Source organism: Bacteroides sp. AN502(2024) (assembly GCF_041227145.1).
Lineage (GTDB): Bacteria > Bacteroidota > Bacteroidia > Bacteroidales > Bacteroidaceae > Bacteroides.
This window is the reverse complement of record NZ_JBGFSP010000004.1, coordinates 344,004-369,292: the sequence shown is the minus strand read 5'-3', so window position 1 is coordinate 369,292 and position 25,289 is coordinate 344,004. Positions and strand designations below refer to the sequence as shown.

Annotated in this window: 18 protein-coding genes and 1 pseudogene; 12 read left to right on the top strand and 7 right to left on the bottom strand. The window is 44.0% G+C overall.

The genetic code is table 11. The features are described from left to right. Positions 1 to 102 precede the first annotated feature (102 nt). The 3 genes from uvrA (at position 103) to AB9N12_RS16505 (ending at position 5,118) form a co-directional block, all read left to right on the top strand. Entirely contained in the window at positions 103 to 2,928 is a 2,826-nt protein-coding gene (gene uvrA / locus AB9N12_RS16515; protein ID WP_369893281.1) for an excinuclease ABC subunit UvrA, read from the top strand. A 53-nt stretch (positions 2,929 to 2,981) separates the two neighbouring features. Next, positions 2,982 to 3,461, top strand: a complete 480-nt coding sequence (gene ybaK, locus AB9N12_RS16510) for a Cys-tRNA(Pro) deacylase (RefSeq protein WP_369893232.1) — start codon at positions 2,982 to 2,984, stop codon at positions 3,459 to 3,461. Between the two features lie 97 nt (positions 3,462 to 3,558). Then, a complete protein-coding gene (locus AB9N12_RS16505) occupies positions 3,559 to 5,118 on the top strand; it encodes a peptide MFS transporter (RefSeq protein WP_369893231.1) in 1,560 nt (519 codons plus the stop codon). Positions 5,119 to 5,211: 93 nt separating this feature from the next. Here the strand turns inward: AB9N12_RS16505 and AB9N12_RS16500 are convergent, their stop codons facing one another. Beyond that, positions 5,212 to 5,709 (bottom strand): N-acetyltransferase family protein, encoded by a 498-nt coding sequence (locus AB9N12_RS16500; RefSeq protein WP_369893230.1) that lies wholly within the window; start codon positions 5,707 to 5,709, stop codon positions 5,212 to 5,214. A 163-nt stretch (positions 5,710 to 5,872) separates the two neighbouring features. Between AB9N12_RS16500 and AB9N12_RS16495 the strand changes: the two genes are divergently transcribed. Next, positions 5,873 to 6,199 carry a PadR family transcriptional regulator gene (locus AB9N12_RS16495; protein ID WP_369893229.1) on the top strand — a complete coding sequence of 109 codons (327 nt, stop codon included), beginning with the start codon at positions 5,873 to 5,875 and terminating at the stop codon, positions 6,197 to 6,199. A 21-nt stretch (positions 6,200 to 6,220) separates the two neighbouring features. Beyond that, entirely contained in the window at positions 6,221 to 7,318 is a 1,098-nt protein-coding gene (locus AB9N12_RS16490; RefSeq protein ID WP_369893228.1) for a PspC domain-containing protein, read from the top strand. A 123-nt stretch (positions 7,319 to 7,441) separates the two neighbouring features. Here the strand turns inward: AB9N12_RS16490 and AB9N12_RS16485 are convergent, their stop codons facing one another. The 6 genes from AB9N12_RS16485 to AB9N12_RS16460 all read right to left on the bottom strand — a co-directional run bounded on the left by AB9N12_RS16485 (position 7,442) and on the right by AB9N12_RS16460 (position 15,230). Further along, positions 7,442 to 9,544, bottom strand: coding sequence for a prolyl oligopeptidase family serine peptidase (locus AB9N12_RS16485; protein ID WP_369893227.1), 2,103 nt, complete (start codon positions 9,542 to 9,544; stop codon positions 7,442 to 7,444). Positions 9,545 to 9,563: 19 nt separating this feature from the next. Further along, positions 9,564 to 10,130 (bottom strand): hypothetical protein, encoded by a 567-nt coding sequence (locus AB9N12_RS16480; RefSeq protein ID WP_369893226.1) that lies wholly within the window; start codon positions 10,128 to 10,130, stop codon positions 9,564 to 9,566. Beyond that, positions 10,120 to 11,352, bottom strand: a complete 1,233-nt coding sequence (locus tag AB9N12_RS16475) for an AAA family ATPase (protein WP_369893225.1) — start codon at positions 11,350 to 11,352, stop codon at positions 10,120 to 10,122. The genes AB9N12_RS16480 and AB9N12_RS16475 overlap by 11 nt, the downstream gene beginning before the upstream one ends. A gap of 94 nt (positions 11,353 to 11,446) precedes the next feature. Beyond that, positions 11,447 to 11,617, bottom strand: coding sequence for a hypothetical protein (locus AB9N12_RS16470; RefSeq protein ID WP_369893284.1), 171 nt, complete (start codon positions 11,615 to 11,617; stop codon positions 11,447 to 11,449). A 76-nt stretch (positions 11,618 to 11,693) separates the two neighbouring features. Next, entirely contained in the window at positions 11,694 to 13,547 is a 1,854-nt protein-coding gene (gene yidC / locus AB9N12_RS16465) for a membrane protein insertase YidC (RefSeq protein WP_369893224.1), read from the bottom strand. 72 nt (positions 13,548 to 13,619) lie between these two features. Beyond that, positions 13,620 to 15,230: a CTP synthase gene (locus AB9N12_RS16460; protein WP_369893223.1), complete on the bottom strand. Its 1,611-nt coding sequence runs from the start codon at positions 15,228 to 15,230 to the stop codon at positions 13,620 to 13,622. 188 nt (positions 15,231 to 15,418) lie between these two features. On the opposite strand from AB9N12_RS16460, the gene AB9N12_RS16455 reads away from it, so the two are divergent. The 7 genes and pseudogenes from AB9N12_RS16455 (at position 15,419) to rfbC (ending at position 25,217) form a co-directional block, all read left to right on the top strand. Then, on the top strand, positions 15,419 to 16,927 hold the full coding sequence (locus AB9N12_RS16455; RefSeq protein ID WP_369893222.1) for a DUF3078 domain-containing protein: 1,509 nt from the start codon (positions 15,419 to 15,421) through the stop codon (positions 16,925 to 16,927). A gap of 219 nt (positions 16,928 to 17,146) precedes the next feature. Next, positions 17,147 to 17,716 (top strand): UpxY family transcription antiterminator, encoded by a 570-nt coding sequence (locus tag AB9N12_RS16450; RefSeq protein ID WP_369893221.1) that lies wholly within the window; start codon positions 17,147 to 17,149, stop codon positions 17,714 to 17,716. Positions 17,717 to 17,798: 82 nt separating this feature from the next. Further along, positions 17,799 to 19,727: a polysaccharide biosynthesis protein gene (locus AB9N12_RS16445; protein WP_369893220.1), complete on the top strand. Its 1,929-nt coding sequence runs from the start codon at positions 17,799 to 17,801 to the stop codon at positions 19,725 to 19,727. An 18-nt stretch (positions 19,728 to 19,745) separates the two neighbouring features. Then, a complete protein-coding gene (locus AB9N12_RS16440) occupies positions 19,746 to 20,579 on the top strand; it encodes a polysaccharide biosynthesis/export family protein (protein ID WP_369888919.1) in 834 nt (277 codons plus the stop codon). Positions 20,580 to 20,602: 23 nt separating this feature from the next. Beyond that, complete coding sequence (locus AB9N12_RS16435; RefSeq protein WP_369893219.1) at positions 20,603 to 23,023, top strand: GumC family protein; 2,421 nt, start codon at positions 20,603 to 20,605, stop codon at positions 23,021 to 23,023. Positions 23,024 to 23,063: 40 nt separating this feature from the next. After that, entirely contained in the window at positions 23,064 to 24,395 is a 1,332-nt protein-coding gene (locus AB9N12_RS16430; protein WP_369893218.1) for a UDP binding domain-containing protein, read from the top strand. 223 nt (positions 24,396 to 24,618) lie between these two features. Next, positions 24,619 to 25,217, top strand: a pseudogene (rfbC, locus tag AB9N12_RS16425) (dTDP-4-dehydrorhamnose 3,5-epimerase). The last annotated feature ends 72 nt before the right edge of the window (positions 25,218 to 25,289 follow it).

The following is a 25,289-nucleotide window of genomic DNA, read 5'->3' as shown; positions in this document are numbered from 1 at the left end:
TATCTTCATAAGATTTGAGTTAAGAAAATAATATTCTGCTTTTTTAGGAGCATATTTCGGTCGGAAACATTATTTTTGCAACATTTATGGAAGGATATGAATATGCAGGAAACAGAATATATTAATGTGTATGGTGCACGCGTGCACAATTTGAAAGATATTGATGCTGAAATTCCCCGTAACAGTTTGACTGTGATCACCGGATTGAGCGGTAGTGGAAAATCTTCTTTAGCCTTCGATACGATTTTTGCCGAAGGACAGCGCCGTTATATCGAGACTTTTTCGGCGTATGCCCGTAATTTCCTGGGTAATATGGAGCGTCCGGATGTCGATAAAATAACAGGGTTGAGTCCGGTGATCTCCATCGAGCAGAAAACAACGAATAAAAATCCCCGTTCCACGGTAGGAACGACTACGGAGATCTATGATTATCTCCGTTTGTTGTATGCCCGTGCGGGAGTGGCGTATTCCTATCTGTCGGGGGAGGAGATGGTGAAATATACCGAAGAGCAGATTCTGGACCTGATTTTGAAAGATTATAAGGGAAAGAAAATATATTTGCTGGCCCCAGTGGTTCGTTCACGCAAAGGACATTACAGGGAACTTTTCGAACAAATACGTAAAAAAGGATACCTGTATGCACGGGTCGATGGTGAGCTGTGTGAAATAACGCATGGCATGAAGCTCGACCGCTATAAGAATCACGATGTGGAAGTAGTTATTGACAAATTAGTGGTAGCGGAGAAAGATAACCGGCGTCTGAAACAGAGTGTGGCAACCGCTATGCGTCAGGGAGACGGGTTGATGATGATTCTGGATGTCCAGTCCGAAAGCATCCGTCATTACAGTAAGCAGCTCATGTGTCCCGTCACCGGGTTGTCATATCGTGAACCGGCTCCACATAACTTCTCATTCAATTCACCGCAAGGAGCATGTCCGAAGTGCAAGGGGTTGGGAGTAGTCAACCAGATTGATGTGGACAAAGTGATTCCCGATCGTGAACTTTCCATCTATGAAGGGGCGATAGCACCTTTGGGCAAATATAAGAATGCGATGATTTTCTGGCAAATCGGTGTTTTGCTTGAGAAGTACGATGCAACATTGAAAACTCCGATCAAGGAGTTGCCGGACGATGCGATTGATGAAGTATTGCACGGTTCTGATGAACGGATTAAAATCAAGAGTTCGCTGATCGGTACTTCCTCCGATTACTTTGTTACTTACGAAGGAGTGGTGAAGTATATTCAGATGTTGCAGGAAAAGGATGCTTCTGCAACAGCACAGAAATGGGCGGAACAATTTGCCAAAACAACGGTTTGTCCGGAATGTAAAGGGGCCCGTTTGAATAAGGAAGCTCTGCATTTTCGCATTCACGATAAGAATATCAACGAATTGGCGAACATGGATATCAATGAGTTGTATGACTGGTTGATGAAGGTAGATGAGTTCCTTTCTGATAAGCAGAAGAAAATATCAGTGGAGATTCTGAAAGAGATTCGTACACGTTTGAAATTCCTGTTGGATGTCGGTTTGGATTATCTGGCATTGAACCGCAGTTCTGCCAGCCTTTCCGGTGGTGAGAGCCAGCGTATCCGTTTGGCGACACAGATCGGTTCTCAATTGGTGAATGTGCTTTATATTCTCGATGAGCCGAGTATCGGTTTGCATCAGCGTGATAATTTGCGTCTTATCCATTCTTTGAAAGAGCTTCGTGACATGGGAAACTCCGTGATTGTGGTGGAACATGATAAGGATATGATGTTGGCTGCCGACTATGTCATTGATATGGGACCGAAAGCCGGACGTCTCGGAGGAGAAGTCGTTTTTGCCGGAACTCCCCAGGAGATGCTGAAAACTGATACGATGACTTCGCAATACCTGAATGGGAAGATGAAGATAGAAATTCCCGCCGAGCGTAGAAAAGGAAATGGAAAATCTATCCGGCTGAAAGGGGCGAAAGGGAATAACCTGAAGAATGTCGATGTAGAGTTTCCGTTAGGTAAGCTAATTTGTGTGACAGGTGTATCGGGAAGCGGAAAATCCACTTTGATTAATGAAACTCTGCAACCGATTCTGTCACAGAAGTTCTATCGTTCCTTACAGGATCCTTTGGAATACGATTCGGTCGAAGGACTGGAAAACATCGATAAGGCAGTGAATGTCGATCAATCACCTCTGGGACGTACGCCACGCTCCAATCCTGCTACCTATACCGGTGTGTTTGCTGATATCCGTAACCTGTTTGTCGGCCTTCCGGAAGCTAAGATTCGCGGTTACAAACCGGGACGTTTCTCCTTTAACGTTGCAGGCGGACGTTGTGAAGCATGTATGGGAAATGGTTATAAGACGATTGAAATGAATTTCCTTCCTGATGTATATGTGCCTTGTGAGGTTTGTCATGGCAAGCGTTACAACCGGGAAACACTGGAGGTACGTTTCAAGGGAAAATCGATTGCCGATGTGCTTGATATGACGATCAACCGTGCTGTGGAATTCTTTGAAAATGTGCCGCAAATCTTGAATAAGATTAAAGTCTTGCAGGATGTCGGACTCGGATACATAAAGCTGGGACAATCTTCGACCACTCTTTCCGGTGGAGAAAGCCAGCGTGTGAAACTGGCTGCGGAACTATCGAAAAGAGATACAGGCAAAACTCTTTATATCCTTGACGAACCGACTACCGGACTTCATTTTGAAGATATCCGCGTACTGATGGGGGTATTGAATAAGCTTGTGGATAAAGGTAATACTGTTATCGTCATCGAGCATAATCTGGATGTGATTAAAATGGCGGATTATATTATCGATATGGGTCCTGAAGGTGGTAAAGGCGGGGGAGAACTCCTTAGTTACGGAACACCGGAAGAAGTTGCGAAGAGTGCCAAGGGATATACACCTAAGTTTCTTCGCGAAGAGTTGGGAGTCTGATTATTTATCATATTCTTTATTTATCAGATACAGAACTTATAAATACAACGGAAATGAAAATCAATAAAACAAATGCCGCACGGTTGTTAGACAGGGATAAGATAACTTATGAATTAATTCCCTACGAAGTAGATGAGAACGACTTGAGTGCTGTGCATGTTGCAGCAGATTTGGGAGAAAACATTGAGCAAGTGTTTAAGACTCTTGTGCTGCACGGCGATAAAAGTGGATATTTTGTCTGTGTCATCCCGGGAGAGCATGAAGTTGACTTGAAACTGGCAGCTAAAGCTTCGGGTAATAAGAAGTGCGATTTGATTCCCGTAAAAGAACTTTTGCCACTTACCGGATATATCCGGGGAGGGTGTTCGCCTATCGGTATGAAGAAACATTTTCCTACTTATATCCATGAAACCAGTCGGCAGTTTCCATATATTTATGTAAGTGCCGGTGTGCGGGGACTTCAGATAAAAATAGCTCCGGAAGATCTGATTCGTGAATCGAAGGCAGAAGTTTGTCGTTTATTTGAGGAGTAGTTTGACAAATCATTGTGCAAAAACTCAAGAAAAAGTATATATTTGCAAGAAATATTTATTTAAATCAATCATTTATTAATTTTAAAAACTTATATCTATGTTCAGTAAACACCCTAAAGGTCTGATTGCTGCTGCTTTAGCTAATATGGGAGAGCGTTTCGGCTTCTATATTATGATGGCGATTTTGACATTGTTCATTTCAGCGAAATTTGGATTGTCCGAGACAACTACCGGGTACATTTATTCTGCATTTTATGCTTCCATTTATATTTTAGCTTTAGCAGGAGGTGTGATTGCTGATAAAACGAAAAATTTTAAAGGCACTATTTTAGTGGGACTGATATTAATGGCTGTCGGTTATTTGATTATTGCCATTCCCACTCCGACTCCTGTTCCTAGTATGGCTCTTTATCTGGGATTAACCTGTTTCGGACTGTTGGTGATTGCTTTTGGTAACGGTTTGTTTAAAGGAAATCTTCAGGCTTTGGTAGGTCAGATGTACGATGATCCTAAATATTCCAATCTTCGTGATGCCGGTTTCCAGATATTTTATATGTTTATCAATATTGGAGCTGTCTTTGCACCGTTTATTGCTATTGGTGTGCGCAACTGGTGGTTGAAGGTGAACAACTTTGATTATGATGCTACTCTGCCTGAATTGTGCCATCAATATTTGGAAAAAGGAAATGACATGGCTCCGCAAGCAATGGAGAATCTGTCCACCCTGGCCAAGAACGTGGTTCTTGATGGAACTCCTGTGACAGATATGGGGATGTTTGTTAATAGCTACCTTGATGTGTTTAACCGTGGTTTTCAGTATGCTTTTATGGCTGCCATTGGTGCTATGCTTATTTCGCTGGTTATTTATGTGGCAAATAAGAAACGTTTTCCGGATCCTGCGACTAAATTGGAAACAAGCAAAGACACTGCGACTGTGAATAAGGAGGAAATCAAAATGAGCGCTACTGAAATTAAACAACGTATCTATGCTTTGTTTGCAGTATTTGGTGTTGTTATTTTCTTCTGGTTATCGTTCCATCAGAATGGTTATTCTCTGACTTATTTTGCCCGTGACTATGTGGATTTGAGTGTTATTAATATCGACTTAGGTTTTACGCAGATCAAGGGAGCTGAAATATTCCAGAGTGTTAATCCGTTCTTCGTGGTATTCCTGACCCCATTTATCATGTGGATGTTCGGCTCAATGAAAAAGAAGGGGAAAGAACCTTCTACCCCGATGAAGATTGCTATCGGTATGGGTATTGCCGCATTAGCGTATGTGTTCTTGATGGTATTCTCCTTTACATTGCCTTCGAAAGAGGTATTGGGTACGATGAGCGCTGCTGAAATAAATGCTGTTCGTGTGACACCGTGGATTATGATCGGTTTGTATTTCATCCTTACAGTTGCCGAACTGTTTATTTCTCCTTTGGGATTATCATTCGTATCTAAAGTGGCTCCTCCTCATTTGCAGGGACTGATGCAAGGTTGTTGGTTGGCTGCCACGGCTGTGGGTAACTCACTGCTGTTTATCGGTGGTATTCTTTATACAAATGTTCCCATTTGGGCTTGCTGGCTAGTATTTGTAGGAGCAACAGGTGCCTCTATGATTGTAATGCTTTCAATGGTAAAATGGCTGGAACGCGTAGCGAAATAAGATCTTGCCATTAACTACATAAAATGAGGATGTGTCATAACGCTCATAAACTAAAAATCAAGAGGAGTTCTGACACATCTTCATTTTTGTTTGTCAAATATCCAATCCCATAATATAATCATTCATATAATACCCGTTTCCGATCGGGAAATCACCTTCCCGTAACTTTCTCATCCCCATGTGCTCGTAAAAATGCAAAGCTTTATTATTACGATTCACGTTCAGCTCCATCAGGCAAGATCCCGGGTGCATTTCCTTGATACACTTGATTGCTTCCTTAAATAAAAAACTTCCGCAGTGCGTACCTTGAAAGCGGGGGAGGACATAGATTTTCTGAAGATGGAATACATCCTTTTCCTGTTGCTGTACAGAGACGTATCCGCATGGTTCATCCTCTTTATAGGCAATGGAGTACACGTGTCCTTCTTCCTCCATTTGCTTGCGTACATTGGAGGGAGCATACATCCATTCCATCATATAATCCAGTTGTTCGGGAGATAAAATTTCCTTGTAGGTGGCAGGAAATACTTCTTTTGCCATCTTATGAATAAGCTCGCAATCGGCTGTCGTTGCTTTTCGAATTGTAAACATATCTATTATCTGTTCTTGGTTTAATAGGCACAAATATAGCCATTATTTCTTTTTATAATAAGGTGGATAGTCTCTGATGTTTTAATTATTGTTAATTTATAGTACTTTGTAATGCAAGGTACTAAAGTAATGCATATATTTGTGCATCTAAAAGAAGTGAATCATGAAAGTGGACAATGTAAAATCACAGATGAGGAAAGGCATGCTTGAATATTGCATCATGCTTTTACTGCACAAGGAACCCTCTTATGCTTCTGATATTATTCAAAAATTGAAAGAAGCCCAACTGATCGTAGTGGAAGGTACCCTGTATCCGTTGCTGACCCGTCTGAAAAATGACGACCTGTTAAGTTATGAGTGGGTGGAATCTACCCAGGGACCTCCCCGCAAATACTATAAACTTACTGAACAAGGAGAAGTCTTTTTGGGCGAACTGGAAATTTCCTGGAAAGAGCTTAACGACACAGTGAATCATATAGCCAATAAATAATCCGAAAAAGAAGAAATAAAAATGAAAAAGACATTGACCGTAAATTTAGGAGGAGTCGTTTATCATATAGATGACGATGCCTACCGGCTGTTAGACAATTATCTGTCTAATTTGAAACATTACTTTCGTAAACAGGAGGGTGCGGAAGAGATCGTAAACGATATTGAGATGCGTATTGCCGAATTGTTTGCCGAGAAAGTAACTGAAGGAAAACAGGTCATCACCGTTTCGGATGTGGAAGAAATCATCGCCCGCGTAGGCAAACCGGAAGATTTTGGAGTTGCCGACGAAGATACGGAATCGCAGAAAAGAACGGAACAAGCATCGTCCGCTAATCCAAGTAATACGCAAACCTCTACCCGGCGTCGTTGGTTTCGTGATCCGGATAATAAAATGTTGGGGGGTGTGGCAGCAGGACTGGCTGCTTACTTCGGTTGGGACATTACACTGGTGCGTATTCTGATGATTGTCCTGGTGTTTATGCCTTATTGTCCGATGATTATCCTTTATTTTATCGGATGGATTGTTATTCCGGAAGCCCGTACAGCTGCAGAAAAGTTGAGTATGCGCGGAGAAGCGGTAACCATTGAGAATATTGGCAAAACAGTGACAGACGGCTTCGAACGGGTAGCGGATGGAGTCAATAACTACATGAACTCCGGCAAACCGCGTACCTTTTTCCAAAAGATAGGCGATGTATTTGTTTCTATTGCTGCTGTTTTCTTTAAAATATTTCTGGTAGCTCTTGTCATTCTCTGCTGCCCTCTCTTGTTTGTACTGGCTATTGTACTGGTAGCATTAGTGTTTGCGGCAATTGCCGTGGCAGTTGGCGGAGGAGCACTGCTTTACGAGATGCTGCCTACCATCGACTGGATGCCGGTTACTTCTGTATCACCGATGATGACGCTACTGGGTACGATTGCCGGAGTTGCCCTCATAGGTATTCCATTAGGAGTTTTCTTGTATACTATCTTGCGGCAGCTATTCCATTGGTCGCCAATGGGAGCAGGTTTGAAATGGTCGCTACTGATTCTATGGATATTGGGGGCAGTTATAATGATTCTTAATCTTTCAGCTATTGGTTGGCAACTGCCTTTGTATGGCTTGCATTGTTCTTAACGAAGGTTCATTCGATTGAAAAAAAAATCATATTTATTCGGAGTAAGATTTAGCCGATTTATGATGGATGTAATGGAGAAGGCTCTGAACTCAAGTAGATTGAGAACAAAGCCTTCTTTCATTTTACTTAGATGGAGCTTCCTTCAACCATTTGTCCAACCATTCAAAGAATGTGCGTTGCCATAGAACCCCATTCTGCGGTTTCAATACCCAGTGGTTTTCATCCGGATAAATCAGCAATTCTGCAGGAATACCACGCATTACGGCAGCGTCAAAAGCGGCCATTGCCTGATTAGCCAGGATACGGTAGTCTTTCTCTCCATGAATACAGAGAATAGGAGTATCCCATTTCTCTACGAACAGGTGAGGAGAGTTGGCGAATGTACGCTGTGCCACCGGATTCTGTTTTTCCCAATATGCGCCTCCCATATCCCAGTTGGCAAACCATTTTTCTTCAGTTTCCAGATATTGCATCTCCATATTGAAAATACCATCGTGGGCGATAAACGCTTTGAATCGCTTGTCATGATGTCCAGCCAGCCAATATACGGAGAATCCTCCGAAGCTGGCACCTACACATCCCAGACGATCTTTGTCTACATACGGTTCTTTGGCCATTTCATCAATGGCAGTGAGGTAATCCTTCATACACTGACCACCGTAGTCGCCACTGATCTGTTCGTTCCATTCCACACCGAATCCTGGCAAGCCGCGACGGTTGGGAGCAACAATGATATAATCATGGGCTGCCATTATCTGGAAGTTCCAGCGATAAGACCAGAACTGACTTACCGGACTCTGTGGACCTCCTTCACAGAATAAGAGGGTGGGGTATTTCTTGTTCGGATCAAACTGCGGAGGATAAATCACCCATGTCAACATCTGTTTGCCATCTGTCGTTTTCATCCAGCGACCTTCCACTTTACCCATTTCCAGCTGGTCATAGATTGGTTTATTCTCCTGTGTCAGTTGGGTGGTAGAACCATCCGGTGCCACGGCATAAATCTCATCACCCATGCTCATTGAATGACGTTTCGCAATCAGTTTATCCCCGAAAAGAGCTACACCTTCGTAATCGTGTATTCCCGAAGTGATTGCCTTTACCGAATCATTGGCCAGGTCAAGCGCATAAATCTGCGATTCTCCGTGCCATACACCTGTGAAATAGATCACTTTCGCATCTGCTCCCCAGACAAAAGCATCTACATTCGATTCGAATGCCTTGCTCACAAAACGCTTCTCGCCGGTTTCCAGATTCATGATGAACAGACGGTTCAGATCGGCTTCATATCCGTCACGTTCCATACTCTGCCAAGCAATATATTTGCCGTCCGGTGAGTATTGAGGATTGGTATCGTATCCTTTGTTCTCTTCCGTAATATTTTCCGTTTTGTGGGTGTTCAGGTCGTAGACATAGATATCTGAGTTAGTGGAAATCGCATATTCCAGTCCGGTCTTTTTGCGACAGGTGTAAGCCACTTTGTCCGAAGTTGTATTCCAGGCAAGTTGTTCAATGCCCCCCCAAGGCTTCATCGGACTTTCATACGGTTCACCGTTCAGGATATCCACGATATTGGAAATACCGTTACCGTCAAAATCGGCAATGAAAGGATGCGGAGCGGTGGTCACCCATTCGTCCCAATGTTTGTACATCAGGTCGGTAACGATGATACCTGTAGCTTTCGGCAGGTCCGGATACTTGTCAGCAGTACTCTCTTTTGTCTTTACTTGTGAAATAAAAAGCAGTTTTTTGCCATCCGGTGAGATGGAATATCCCTCGATATCTCCGTCGTAGTGGGTCAGCTGTTTGCGTCCGCTACCATCCGGATTCATTTCATAGAGCTGGCTGCTTCCGTTGTCATTACTTAAGAATGCAAGTTTGGTGCCTCCCTTCATCCAGGTCACCTCATTCTCCTGATAGGGGGTATGAGTGATTTGTTGGTTATCGCTCCCATCTGCGTTCATCACGAAAACTTCCCGGTTACTCTTGTTTTCCGGTACGCTGTAATACGCTACCGTATACGCAATTTTCTTTCCATCGGGCGATACGGCGAATCCGCCGATACGTCCCATCGCCCAAAGCGCTTCGGGAGTCATGCGCTTCCCTTCAATCTTGATATCCGATTTTCCGATAAGCACTTGATCCGTCTTGCCCGCCTCTTTGGTTCCTCCGCAGGCAGCTAACAACATTGCTGTCGACATCATAATTAAATTAGCTTGTCTCATGATTTATTGATTATGTTTACTATATTTTCTCCTTAGGTATTTTAATAAATCCTTCATTCAGGATTAAAGCCTTATTATACCCTAATACTTTCACTTTATGTTCTTCCAATATACTCAGCAATTCATCCTGAGAATTGAGGAATGCCATGAAAGGAGCTTTGTTTGAATGCTCCGGAATGGAGATATTCAAATAGATGCGGTGTGAGTGATAATCCAAGATTTCTTTCTCCACTAATTTCTCCAATGTGTCATGCAGTTGCCGGAAAGCATGTGCTGAATTTCTTTCGATATTCTTCTCCAGACAATATTTAAGTTCCACCAGGCAGACCCATCCTTTACTGGTTGCCCTGCTTGCTGCAAACATGCATTCACATTGGTCGGAGCCTTTCAGGACAGCTGCATTCTCTTCAAAATTTACCGCCCAGTAAGCCACTTTTCTGGGGTTGGAGAGATGGAAATAGGCAATGTCCTCCGGAGGAGTACAGGCAATACATACTTTCTGCTGGCTTTTAGTAGCTTGCGTATAATCCATTAGATAAGCATCTTCTTTTAACTCCTGGTAGTTAGCAAATAGTTCAATCTTCATCACAATAATCCATTAGTGAAGAAAAATCTGCCATTATATTTTTCATGATTCTGTCAAAATAGTTATTACGTATCAACCCTTTTTCGTCTTGAATGGTGAAATGGGGATTTTCTTTATAAGGTGCAAAAGCTCCGTCTTTGATTTCCCATACCGATACATCCGCAGGATTAATCATCGATTTCTTAAGAAGATAAAGTTCTTCATCTTCCTTGGGGATATTATCTTGTGCCAAATAACATAACATGCAGTTATTGAGCGCATAAAGCAGATAAGGGCTATGCGTTGTCATCACAATACGGTCGCGGCTGTTATTAATCATGCCAAGCATGTCATATATCAGATCTTTCTGTGTCTCGGGAAATAAATTCAGTTCCGGCTCTTCCAAGATAATATTGGAATAATGCGTATGCGAAAGATTTTCTTTCAGTGCACTTTGCTGTTCACGGATTAAATCAAAAAACTTATTCGCTCCCAGCATTGTGATATCTGTTCTCTCCAGTACTTTCTGAAGTTCTTGTGCTACGATATTTTTGATTCTTTCTTCCTTATTGAAGGATATATCTTCCTGATGTTCATATACCCAATGTGTCAGATAATACATATACACATATAATGGCACTACTGACTGCAGACCGCTGGACGCCTCTTCCAACGTTATTTCTTTTCCGTTTTCAAGAATAATAATATCTTTCTGTGAAGTTTCTTCGTAGTAATACTTCAATTTGAACTTCAATAAGTCTACAGCATTTTTCTTTTGAAACTTTTGATGTATTTCCAGCCAGTCGAAGATAAAGCTTCGCGTATTATTTTCCGGCATTTTTAAGGAAGCGATGTTGGATAATGTAACAGCATTCCTTTCAGCAGGTATATAGGCTATCTTACCAATTTTGCATTGCTCGAATCCTTTATTTAGTTGAACGTCACAGTGCTTCTCATCCAAGGTGAAATTTAAAATTTCACCTTGGAATGAAATAGAATATCCGTCATTCAAATAGTTTTTTAGCTTATGAAATTCCAATAATTGTTTTTCAATGAAAGTGCGGTTTATATACTCCGTTGTACGCTGCATCAGTACATCTTTTTCCAGCCAAAGGCAAAAACTGATGATTTTCGCAACCGTGCTTTTGCCACTGCTTTGAGGTCCGATCAAGACATTAAACCTGTTCAGGTTGAGAGTTATATTTTTAATCGGTCCGATTTGTCTGATAGTGAGTTGTAACATAATAGGTGTATGTTATAAATGATACTTATCACAAAAGTAAACTATTTCCTTCAATCCCCCAAACAAAAGAGATTACTTGTTTGGGAAATCCTTTTTAAATCTTCTTTTTCCTCCAGTTTCCTTTCTTCACATCATCAATTTCACCCACACGCCCCCAAAAGGTCGTGTCCGTCATGCCGATAAGCTGCTCCATGACCAAACTGATCAGGATAGGGTAGGCAATGGTCCAGATTTGTTGATATGTATATTTAGTCTTCATCATCATTCATTATTAGCGAAAGAAAGCCGGACATCCCAATAGGATGTCCGGCTTTCTTAGAATATGATTCAGGAATCATTCCTTATTTTTTATGCTGTCTTTGTTGCTGCAAGAGTTCCTGCTGTTTCTGCATTGCTTCCAGTCGTGCAGCAAATCCGGTCTTTCTCATTTGTTTCGGGTCTTTCTTTTTCGCTTCAAGGACAGCCAACAATTTAGTTTCGTCAGTCGTTTTGCGAAGCAGAATCATAGTACCCACACTAATCAGTGTTGACACGAAGTAGTAATAGTTCAAACCTGACGGATAGTCGTTCAAGACAAACAAGAACATAATCGGCATCAGATACATCATCCATTTCATTGCCGCCATTTGTGGCTGTGCTCCGTTATCCTGCATCGACATCGTGTACTTCGTGTTCAAGATATTGGTCACCGTCATCAGCAGGCAGAACAGGCTAAGATGGCTGCCCAGAAACGGAATATGGAATGGGAACGTGATGAACGCATCATAAGTAGAAAGGTCGTCCGCCCATAAGAAACTCTGTTGACGCAGCTCAATAGCACTCGGCACGAACATAAACAAAGCCATCAGGATAGGGAACTGCAATAACATCGGCAGACAGCCGCCCATCGGGCTTACCCCGTACTGACTGTAAAGGCTCATCATTTCCTGCTGTTTCTTCATGGCATCTTCCTGCTTCGGGTATTTCTTATTGATTACGTCGATTTTCGGTTTCAACACACGCATCTTGGCAGAAGACATATAGGTTTTCCAGGTAGCCGGATAGACCACCACTTTTACCATGATGGTCAGGACTAACAGTACGATACCCATGCTCAATCCCCAGCCAGATAGCCAGTCGAATACGTTGATTGTGATAAACTGGTTAATCCAGCGAATCAACGGCCAGCCCAGGTAAACCAGTCTGTGAAGTTCCCATTTCTCGTCACGACCTTTATCCAACGCTTTCAGCGTTTTAAAGTGGTTCGGACCGAAATAGAAATACATTTCTGTCGGTTCCTTGCCTGACGGGTCAAAGAAAGTATTCATTTCAGCAGAATAATCTTTGATATATCCGCTTCCTTGCTGTTCCATTTTTGACTTTACGGAGACCTTGTCAAAATCCTGTCCGGCGATAAATACAGAAGAGAAGAACTGGTTTTTGAAAGCTATCCAGTCAATATGTCCCGGCAAATTCTGGCTGTCATCTTTGGCGGCGGATAAATTGTCCACATCGTCGCCCGTTACTTTATAAGTCAGTTCCGACAGACGGTTCTCATAGGTGAATCCCTTTTCCAGTTGGCGGGCGCGTTGTGACCAGTCGATGTCCACATATTGGGTGCTTGCCAACTTACCTTCCATACCTGTCGCTTTGATTTCAAAGTTCATCAGGTAACTATCCGGTTTCAGCGTATAGATGAAATCGATATAGCTTGCGCTATCCGCAGCCAGACGCATTGTAACACTACTGTCTGTCTTGTTTACAGCTTCAAAGAAATAATTCTTGGTCTGGATAGCTCCTTCTTTGTTGTAGAAGTTAAAATTCATCCAAGCATCTTCACCGTCGAACAACAGGATCGGTGTCTTTTTGTCCTGTGCCATATAATTCTTCAACATGGCTGAATAGACACGTCCCCCTTTTGTTGCGAAGGTAATTTCCGCTACATTATTCTGGATACTGATTTTGGAATCGGTTCCATGCAAGGCGTTGAAAAACAAAGAAGAAGAATCGGCAACCGATGCAACCTCCTTTTGGCTGTTAGCCAGCGCAGCTTCCGTTTTTGCCTTCAGCGCTTCCTCCTGCTGCTGCACTACGGCAATAGAATCATAGTATCTTTTTTGTGCCGCTATCTGTTCTTCGCTCGGACGGCTCAAATAGCTGAATCCTACCAGTAATATGCCTATCAGAACGAGACCTGTGATGGTATTTTTATCCATTCGAGTAAATTAAAATTAAAGATTAAAGATTAAAATAGGACGATAACCCCACATCCGTGACGTAATTCTCCATTACTTCTCGTTTTCGATGGCAGCCTTCACAAATGCCACGAACAACGGGTGAGGGTTCAGTACCGTGCTGCTATATTCAGGGTGGAACTGTGTACCGATAAACCATTTCAAATCCGGAATTTCAACGATTTCTACCAGATCCGATTCCGGGTTGATACCTACACATTTCATGCCGGCAGCTTCATATCGCTCTTTATAATCATTGTTGAATTCATAGCGATGACGGTGACGTTCCTGAATATGTTCTTGTCCGTAAGCCTGATAGGCTTTCGAATCTTTCTGCAACACACATTCGTAAGCGCCCAGACGCATCGTACCTCCCATGTTGGTGATTGCTTTCTGTTCTTCCATGATATCAATCACGTTGTGCGGAGTCTTTTCATCCATTTCACGTGAGTTGGCATCTGCGTATCCCAGTACGTTACGTGCAAATTCGATGGCGATACATTGCATACCCAGACAAATACCGAAAGTCGGAATGTCATGCGTACGTGTATATTTGATAGCGATAAACTTGCCTTCAATACCCCGTTGACCGAATCCCGGACCGATCATTACGCCTGCCATACCCTTCAGAGCTTCACATACATTTTTTTCTGTCAGTTTCTCACTGTTTACGAAATGAACTTCCACTTTGCGGTCATTGTAAGTACCTGCCTGCGATAACGCTTCACGGATAGACTTATAAGCATCCTGTAAGTCATATTTTCCAACCAGCGCAATATTGATAGGCTCTTTGGTTTCTGCAGCGTGGCGGCGTTCCAGGAATTTACGCCACGGGCCTAATCCCGGAGTTTCTCCTATCGGTAGTCCCATCTTTTCGAGGATGGTGCTGTCCAGACCTTGTGCCTGCATCAAAATAGGTACTTCGTAAATCGTTTCCGCATCGATAGATTGCACAACGGCTTTATCGTCCACATTGCAGAATTGTGCCACTTTCTTACGCAGTCCGTCACTTAGCGGATGTTCGGCACGCAATACCAGTATATCCGGCTGGATACCCACACTTTGGAGCTCCTTTACGGAATGTTGCGTCGGTTTTGTCTTCAACTCTCCGGCAGCGGCAAGGTAAGGAACATAAGTCAGGTGCACACAAAGAGCATTCTTTCCAAGTTCCCATTTCAACTGGCGGATACTTTCGAGGTAGGGGAGTGACTCGATGTCACCTACCGTACCACCGATTTCTGTGATTACAAAATCAAACTTGTATTTATTACCAAGCAGTTTTACATTTCGTTTGATCTCATCTGTGATGTGGGGAATCACCTGGATTGTTTTACCCAAATAGTCTCCACGGCGTTCTTTGTCAATAACGCTTTTGTAGATACGTCCCGTAGTAATGTTGTTCGCTTTGGTCGTCTGTATACCCAAAAATCGCTCATAGTGTCCCAGATCGAGGTCGGCTTCATGTCCGTCTACGGTCACATAGCACTCTCCGTGCTCGTATGGATTCAATGTTCCCGGGTCGATGTTGATATACGGGTCAAACTTCTGAATGGTTACATTATAACCTCTTGCTTGCAGCAACTTACCGATGGATGATGAGATGATTCCCTTTCCTAATGAAGAGGCAACACCACCGGTGACGAAAATATACTTTGTTTCTCCCACAGCTATAACTGTTTTAATAATTGTTTACTTAGTACTAATTTTACGAACTTAAAAAGCGCAAAATTATAAAAAAAGAAGAAGATTGCAGAGTTTCGTCTCTACAAATTTATTAAAAAATGCAATTTTGAAGGAATCCTATGATTTTTAAACAAAATAATGTAGCTTTGCAGCCTAAACCATAGACAAATATGATGAGAATTATTACTTTATGTTCAGCGTTTATCCTATCCATCTTATCGTTATCGCTTTTTGCGCAGGAGCCTGTCGGATCCTCTTCGTTACCGGGTGACTCTCTGCAGCCTGCTCCTAAAGTGATTAAACCTGTTAAAACAGCTAAATCTTCAACAGTTGTGGCAAAAGCCAGTGTTTTGAAAGCAGATACGCTTTCGGCGGAACTTCAGAAATACTTGATGCTAAAACTTAATATGTCGGGTCCGACTCCGAAACTGGATACCGTTTCTTATTTATATAATAAGTATGTCGCGCAATTGGATTATTTGAACGACTTGTCTGTGCCGCCACATTATATTCCGTCTGACCCTGATTATTTCCGTCTGTTCACGCCGTTGGCATATTATTATGCTCCGATGGCACAATATTCGAAACTGGAATGGAAACCTATGCAATGGGACACCATTCCTCCACTGACAGCGGAACTTCTGCCTTATGACACATTGGCGTTTACCAAGACCCGCCGTGCCGAGAAAATAGTGAACAGTGCCTTGATGGATCTTTATTTGGAATGTCCGAACTTGGTTGTCACTACAGAAGAGCGTATCATGAGCCGGGATGTGTTCCGTCATGAGGTGAAGCCGAAAATATCTCCCAAAGCAAACGTTCTTCATCTGTTTCAGCCGGAAAATATGGATGATAATGTAGGAAAAGCCAATATGAAGATTAGCAGGCCTAACTGGTGGATTACCGGAGGTAACGGATCGTTGCAGATCAGTCAGAACCACCTTTCGGACAACTGGTATAAGGGAGGTGAGAGTAACTTCTCCGGATTAGCTACTTTCCAGATTTATGCCAACTACAATGACAATGAAAAAGTCCTGTTTGAGAATCAGCTGGAAGCTAAAGTGGGGATGACTTCCACTCCGTCGGATGAATATCATAAATATCTTTTTAATACCGACCAACTCCGTTTGTATAATAAATTGGGTTTGAGAGCTTTAAAGAATTGGTATTATACCATTTCTTCCGAGTTCAAGACGCAGTTCTTTAATGGTTATAAAGCTAATAGTGAAGATCTGGTTTCTACTTTCATGTCTCCGGCAGATTTGGCGGTCAGCGTCGGTATGGACTACAAATTGACTAAGAAGAAATTTAACCTTTCCGTGTTTATGGCACCGTTGACTTATAATTTACGTTATATAGGCAGCTCGGAAGTGGACGAAACTAAATTTGGTTTGGAGAAAGGGAAATGTTCTAAAAATGACTTTGGTTCTCAGTTACAATCGACATTCAACTGGACCATTATCTCTGCAGTGACTTTAGAATCCCGTCTCAATGGTCTGACCAACTATCATTGGGCACGTATAGAGTGGGAGAATACATTCAATTTCGTGTTAAATCGTTATCTTTCTACTAAGCTCTATATACATACTCGTTTTGACGACAGTTCGAAGCCGACTGAAGGAGACAGCTTCTTCCAGTTGAAAGAATTGCTGAGTTTCGGCATTAACTATAAGTGGTAAATAAATGACAAAGTAATTAAATCAGGCGCGGAATGAATTTTCCGCGCCTGATTTAGTTAAAGGATATGGTTGCAGCAGAGAGAGTTAAAGTAAATAATTCAATCTGTCTGTAAAAAAAGAAAAGTCATTTCTTGTTTATTATTTATAATTTTATCTATCTTTGCTACCGAATTCAATCTGTTATTTAAAAAGTAGCAGAGAAATGAGGGGTAAAAATACATGATCATTAAGAAAAATGACGATGGGGATCTTCTGCCAACCGATGTGATTGGCAGAAGCGTAGCATGCTCAAAACGTTGGTTAGTGGCTATTGTGCGTATCTGTCACGAGAAAAAAACAAGTGAGAGGCTTACGAAAATGGGGATTGACAATTTTCTTCCAATTCAACAAGAAGTTCATCAATGGAGCGACCGTCGTAAAGTGGTCGATCGGGTATTACTTCCGATGATGATTTTCGTTCACGTTGATCTGCATGAACAAAAAGAAGTTTTGACTTTATCATCTATCAGCCGTTATATGGTATTACGTGGGGAGAGTACTCCGGCTGTCATTCCCGACCAACAAATGTTGCGATTTAAGTTTATGCTCGACTATTCGGAAGAGACGATTAGCATGAGTACGTCGCCACTGGCTCCGGGAGAAAAAATACGGGTCATCAAGGGGCCATTGACAGGACTGGAAGGAGAATTGATAAATATGAATGGGAAATCGAAAGTTGCTGTTCGATTGATGATGTTGGGGTGTGCATGTGTCGATATACCGGTTGGGTGTGTAGAGCCGGTGTTATGAATTATATCTTGCCTTGCTCTATTGATAGTAACCAATCAGATAAAGCAAATTTCGAAAGATTATTTTATTCATTTGTACTATAATGGAAAATACGTTAAGGGGTATCGTTCAATACGCTCGTAAGAACTATTTGAACTATTGGATTATTCTGTGTACCGATACGGTGGTATCTGTATTATGTTCGTTCGTTGCCTATGCCGTGATTCATTATATGGGTCATGTTCCAATGAGCGACCGCCTGCTCTGTCAATTGGTCGTCTTCTCTTTGACGGCAAGTGTCGCAGGTTCCTTATTGTTCCATACTTACCGTAATACGATCCGTTTTTCCCAGGCCCGCGAACTGTGGCGTATCATCTGTGCGGTATTATTCAAAGTTGTCTGTCTGGCTATCATCTCTTTTGGGCTTATCTGTGAGACCCGGCTGCCGGATCAATATAAAGTATCCTGCCTTCTGTTTGACGGGTTGTTGACCATGGTGATTCTGACAGTCTTCCGTGTATCATTGATCATCGTCTATGACCTGCTGCTGGATTGGGTGAACAAGAAGAACACGCGTATCCTAATCTACGGTACCGACGAAAAGAGTGTAGCCTTGAAACTGCGTCTCCGTAACAGTGCCCATTATAAGGTGGCAGGCTTTTACGTTTATGGCAAAACCAACAGCCGCCGCCGTCTGACGGATCTTCCCGTCTATTACTTTGAGAGCGGGTCTGATGTGGACTATATCATACGTAAGCGCGGAATTAAGGGTATTCTTTTTGCCCGTTACGAGGACACCCGTCAGGAAGAGAAACGGCTTCTGGAATATTGCAAGGACCATGGACTCAAGACACTGATCGCCCCTACCATCAGCGAGGCCGATTCCGACGGGAACTTTCACCAGTGGGTCCGCCCCATCAAGATCGAGGATCTACTTGGCCGTGCGGAAATCAACATCAACCTCCGTCAGGTTGCGGAAGAGTTCCGTGGCAAAGTGGTGCTGGTGACCGGTGCCGCGGGCAGTATCGGCAGTGAGCTTTGTCGCCAGCTGGTACAGATGGGGATTCAGAGACTCGTCATGTTCGACTCAGCGGAAACTCCCCTTCACAATGTCCGTCTGGAGTTCGAGAAGAACTATCCCGGGATGGATTTTGTCCCTGTGATCGGTGACGTCCGTGTGAAGGAGCGTGTCCGTATGGTATTTGAGCTCTACCATCCCCAGATCGTCTTTCATGCGGCCGCCTACAAACACGTTCCTTTGATGGAGGAGAATCCCTGCGAGGCTGTCCTTGTCAATGTGATAGGTTCGCGACAGGTTGCCGACATGGCGGTGGAATACGGTGCGGAGAAAATGGTCATGGTCTCCACGGATAAGGCTGTGAACCCCACGAACGTGATGGGCTGTTCCAAACGACTGGCTGAAATCTACGTGCAGAGCCTGGGTTGTGCCATCGGTGAGGGAAAGGTGAAGGGTCGTACCCGTTTCATCACGACCCGCTTCGGTAATGTGCTGGGCAGTAACGGTTCGGTCATTCCCCGCTTTAAGGAACAGATCGAGAACGGCGGGCCTGTGACGGTCACCCATCCCGATATCATCCGCTTCTTCATGACCATCCCCGAAGCCTGCCGTCTGGTGATGGAGGCCGCCACGATGGGCCAGGGCAATGAGATCTTTGTCTTTGAGATGGGGCAGGCGGTGAAGATCGTTGACCTGGCTACGCGCATGATCGAGTTGGCGGGCTACCGTCCGGGTGAGGACATCAGGATCGAGTTCACCGGCTTGCGTCCCGGAGAAAAACTCTATGAGGAAGTGTTGAGCGACAAGGAAAATACGATTCCCACCGGGAACAAGAAGATCATGATAGCGAAGGTGAGAAGATATGAATATGCCGATATCCTTGACACGTATGAAGAGTTCGAGAAGCTGTCGCGTGCGGTAAGGATCATGGATACTGTCAGACTCATGAAGAAAGTGGTTCCTGAGTTCAAATCAAAGAACTCACCGAGATTTGAGGTATTGGATAAAGAATAATAAACCAAATGTTTTTTTATGAATAAATCATTTTACATGTATATGAATATGCAAAGTGTGGGACGCCATGTATTTGCCTGCCTGGTTGTGATATTATTGCTCGCTTCCTGCCAGTCATATAAGAAAGTACCTTATCTTCAGGATGCGGAAGCTGTGCAGCAGACCGTGCAACAGGAGAGTCTGTATGATGCCAAGATCATGCCCAAGGACCTGCTTACCATTGTGGTCTCATGTACCAGTCCGGAATTGGCTGTCCCTTTCAATCTGACAGTGGCCAGCCCTGCGGGTGTGGCTGCCGGTACTACCCAGCTGACTACCCAACCTGTCCTGCAGCCTTATTTGGTGGATAATGAAGGGAAGATCAACTTTCCTGTCCTGGGTGAGTTGAGAATCGGAGGACTGACCAAAAGAGAGGCCGAACAACTGATCATAGACAAGCTGAAACCCTATATCAAGGAGACCCCGATCGTGACCGTCCGTATGGTGAACTATAAGATCTCCGTACTGGGTGAGGTCACCCGTCCCGGCACGTTTACAATCAGCAATGAGAAAGTGAACCTTCTGGAAGCCCTTGCCATGGCTGGTGACATGACCGTCTGGGGAGTCCGTGAGAATGTCAAATTGATCCGTGAGGGTGCTGACGGTAAACAGGAGATCATAACACTGGATCTGAACAAGGCGGAAACCATCCTTTCTCCGTACTACTGGTTACAGCAGAATGACATCGTTTATGTGACCCCGAACAAGGCGAAGGCACGTAACTCCGATATCGGTAACAGTACCAGTCTTTGGTTCTCCGCCACCTCTATCCTGGTGTCATTGGCAAGTTTATTGGTAACCATTTTCAAATAGTAATATAGAATAGTAACATAGATATGATTGAGGAAAAAGGAGAGAACCGCTTTGAGCAACCGGAAGAGCAGATGAATATTCAGGAAATCCTTTTCCGCTGCCTGGTCCATTGGCCCTGGTTCGTGGTTTCGGTGATTGTGTGTATCGCTTGTGCATGGGGATACCTGCGCCTGGCAACGCCCGTTTATAATATATCCGCCACGGTCCTGATCAAGGATGACAAGAAAGGCGGCGGTACCAGCATGTCCTCCGAACTGGAGAAAATGGGACTGGACGGTTTCGTTTCTTCTTCAAGCAACGTGGACAATGAGATCGAGGTGCTGAAATCCAAGTCACTGGCAAGAGAAGTGGTCAACAATCTGAGTTTATTCGTGACTTACAAGGATGAAGACGAGTTTCCCGTCAGGGAACTTTACCGCACCTCACCCGTGGTGGTGAGCCTGACTCCTCAGGAGGCGGATAAGCTTCCTCATCCGATGGAGGTGAGTATGACCTTGCAGCCTGCCGGTTCGATGGATGTTCGGATTGCTGTAGGGGAAAAGGAATACCGGAAACAGTTTGAGAAACTGCCTGCCGTATTCCCTACCGATGAGGGTACGGTCGCTTTCTTTGCGAATACCGATACACTGTCATCGGTCCGTCCGGACAGCGTGACACAGGAACGTCGTATTACGGCTTTCATCCACAGGCCTTCTTCCGTAGCGAAAGGATATGCCACTGCTCTCTCGATATCTCCCACGTCGAAGATGACTTCTGTAGTGGTGATATCGTTAAAAGATTCAGACGTTCGCCGCGGTAAGGACTTCATCAACAAGTTGCTCGAGATGTATAATGTGAATGCGAATAATGACAAGAATGAGGTCGCCCAGAGAACAGCGGAGTTCATCGATGAGCGTATCGGCATTATTTCCAGGGAACTTGGCAGTACGGAACAGGACCTGGAGAACTTCAAGCGTAGCGCGGGGATTACGGATCTGAGCAGTGAGGCCCAGATCGCCTTGACAGGTAATGCCGAATACGAGAAGAAGCGTGTGGAGAACCAGACCCAGATCAATCTGGTGATGGATCTGCAACGCTATATGAAAGGTTCGGAATACGAAATCCTGCCGAGTAATATCGGACTGCAGGATGCGGCATTGGCAGGAGCGATAGACAGATACAATGAGATGCTGGTCGAGAGGAAGCGCCTGCTCCGCACCTCTACGGAGAGCAACCCTACGATCATCAATCTGGATACGGGTATCCGTGCGATGCGTAGCAATGTTCAGGCTACATTGGATGCCACCTTGAAAGGACTGCAGATCACCCGGGAAGACCTTGCCCGTGAGGCTAACCGCTATTCGCGTCGTATCAGTGACGCCCCTACTCAGGAACGCCGTTTCGTGAGCATCGCCCGCCAGCAGGAGATCAAGGCAGGCCTTTATCTGATGCTGCTTCAAAAACGTGAGGAGAACGCCATCACCCTGGCCGCTACCGCGAACAATGCCAAGACGATTGATGAAGCGCTGGCGGATGACGATCCGGTTTCTCCCAAGGGACTGATGATCTATCTCATCGCCTTGGTGTTAGGAGTGGGTCTTCCTGCCGGTATCGTCTATCTGATCGGCTTGACCCGCTTCAAGATCGAGGGACGTTCGGATGTCGAGAAGCTGACTTCTCTTCCTGTTATCGGTGATATCCCGCTGGCGGATGAGAAGTCCGGTTCCATCGCCGTATTCGAGAATCAGAACAACCTGATGAGCGAGACCTTCCGTAATGTGCGTACGAACCTCCAGTTCATGCTTGAGAACGGAAAGAATGTGATTCTGGTGACCTCCACCATCAGTGGTGAGGGCAAATCCTTCGTGTCGTCGAATCTGGCAGTCAGCCTTTCCCTGCTGGGTAAAAAAGTGGTGATAGTGGGTCTTGACATCCGTAAACCGGGGTTGAATAAGGTTTTCAAACTATCCACCAAGGAACGTGGCATCACCCAGTTCCTGACCAACCCGAGTATGGACCTGATGGAGCTGGTCCAACCGTCTGATGTAAACAGGAACCTGTTTATCCTTCCGGGTGGGACAGTCCCTCCCAATCCTACTGAACTGCTTGCCCGTGACGGTCTGGACAAAGCCATTGAGATCTTGAAGAGGAATTTTGATTATATCATATTGGATACTGCCCCTGTTGGTATGGTCACCGATACATTGCTGATCGCACGTGTGGCAGATTTGTCGGTCTACGTCTGCCGTGCCGATTATACCCACAAGGCAGAGTTTACTTTGATCAATGAACTTTCCGAGAACAAGAAGCTGCCTAATCCCGGTATTGCCATAAACGGTCTGGATTTGAATACCAGAAAATACGGGTATTACTACGGTTATGGCAAATACGGTAAGTATTACGGCTATGGCAAGCGTTATGGTTATGGCTACGGTCATGGAGAGAAGCATGCCGGACGGGAGTAAATAGATTACTGTCAATAAAATAAAACCAACTCAAAATAATATGCGTGAATTCAAAGAGCTTCGGGTCGCGGTAGCCGGAACGGGCTATGTGGGACTGAGCATAGCGACACTGCTATCCCAACATCATCATGTAACCGCTGTGGATGTAATCCCTGAAAAGGTAAAAAAAATAAATAATAGAATTTCTCCCATTCAGGATGATTATATCGAGAAGTATCTGGCAGAAAAGCCGCTTGACCTTGTAGCCACTTTGGATGGGAAGTCAGCCTACTCTGATGCCGACTTTGTGGTAATAGCCGCTCCTACCAACTATGACCCTGTGAGGAATTATTTCGATACGAGCCATGTGGAGGAGGTTATCGACCTTGTGCTTGAGGTGCATCCCGATGCCGTAATGGTTATCAAATCGACGATTCCGGTAGGCTATACCCGTAACCTTTATGTAAAATATGCTCAGAAAGGAGTAAAGAAGTTCAATCTGCTGTTCTCACCGGAGTTCCTCCGTGAGAGCAAGGCTCTTTATGACAACCTCTATCCGAGCCGTATCATCGTAGGCTGTCCGAAGCTCATCGACCGCCCGGAGTTTGCGGAAGAAAACAATGCGATCCGATCCGTCACGGATGTCGATATGTTACAGGAAGCAGCAAGGACATTTGCAGCCCTCCTGCAGGAAGGTGCTGTCAAAGAGAACATCGACACGCTTTTCATGGGCATGAAGGAGGCGGAAGCGGTCAAGCTTTTTGCCAACACCTATCTGGCTCTCCGTGTCAGCTATTTCAACGAACTTGACACCTATGCGGAAATAAAGGGACTGGACAGTAAAGCCATCATTGAGGGCGTAGGTCTTGATCCCCGTATCGGGACGCATTACAACAACCCTTCATTCGGTTATGGCGGTTATTGCCTGCCGAAAGATACCAAACAGCTTCTTGCCAACTATCAGGATGTTCCCCAAAACATGATGTCTGCTATTGTAGAATCAAATAAGACCCGCAAGGATTATATAGCCGATGCAGTGCTCCGTATGGCTGGGTGGTACGGTTATTCTGAAAATAACGAATACAGTCATTCTGATTCCTCCAATCAACCTCCGGTTGTTGGTGTGTACCGTCTGACGATGAAGTCAAATTCGGATAATTTCCGCCAGTCTGCCATTCAGGGAATCATGAAGCGTATCAAGGCTAAAGGGGCAGAAGTTATTATCTACGAGCCGACCCTTGAAGATGGTACTCTTTTCTTCGGAAGTAGAGTGGTGAACAATCTTGAAAAATTCAAAGTAAGCAGCCGTGCAATCATTGCCAATCGCTATGACACTTGTCTTGATGATGTAAAAAACAAGGTTTATACACGGGATATTTTCCGAAGGGACTGAAAATGAAAAGACTGAGCATTAAAATAGGCCATTGTGTGATGTGTGGTAAGCTCTCCAATTAAAGTTCTCCCATGAAATGTCTGTTATCCGGTTTCAGTTTTATCAGCAAACGCCTTGATAGAAGGGGATAGCGGCTGAAAGCGGAAAATGTTATCCCCTGCAGGAATATGCGTAAGCGTCCAATTGTACTAGGATGCTTGAGGGAGAGCAAATTTGGAATATTATGGGTGTAATTAAAACAGCGATAGATGGTATGTCATCATTCAACTAAAGGTTTTCAAGGATGTTCGTGGTTATTTCTTTAAGTCATTTTCACAGAGAGAGTTTGAAGAAAAAGTACACAAAATCAACTTTCTACAGGACAACGAGAGTATGCCTCTTATGGTGTAATGAGAGGTCTACATTTCCAACGTCTAACATTTACTCAAAGCAAACTCGTTCGTTGCGTGAAAGGCAAGGTACTAGATGTTGCAGTTGATATTCGCAAAGGCATTCCTACATACGGACGGCACGTTGCAGTGGAACTTTCAGAGGATGATCATCGTCAGTTCTTCGTGCCAAGGGATTTACCCATGGTTTTGCAGCTCTCTCCGAGACGACTGTATTTTATATAAGTGTGACAATTTTTATGTGCCTCAGGTAGATGGTGATGTCAGCATTAGGGACGATAGTTTGGGCATAGATTGGCAGATCCCAACAGAAAATGCTATTTTCCTCAGTGAAAAGGATATGAAACATAAACTTCTAAAGGAGTTCGATTCTCCTTTTTCTATTGATGTGGACCTTTATCCTGAGTTCAATAAACTTTCGATTTTGACATAAGATATTAAACTATGAATATTCTTATAACAGGAGCTAACGGACAAGTTGGAAATGAGATGTACATCATCACCA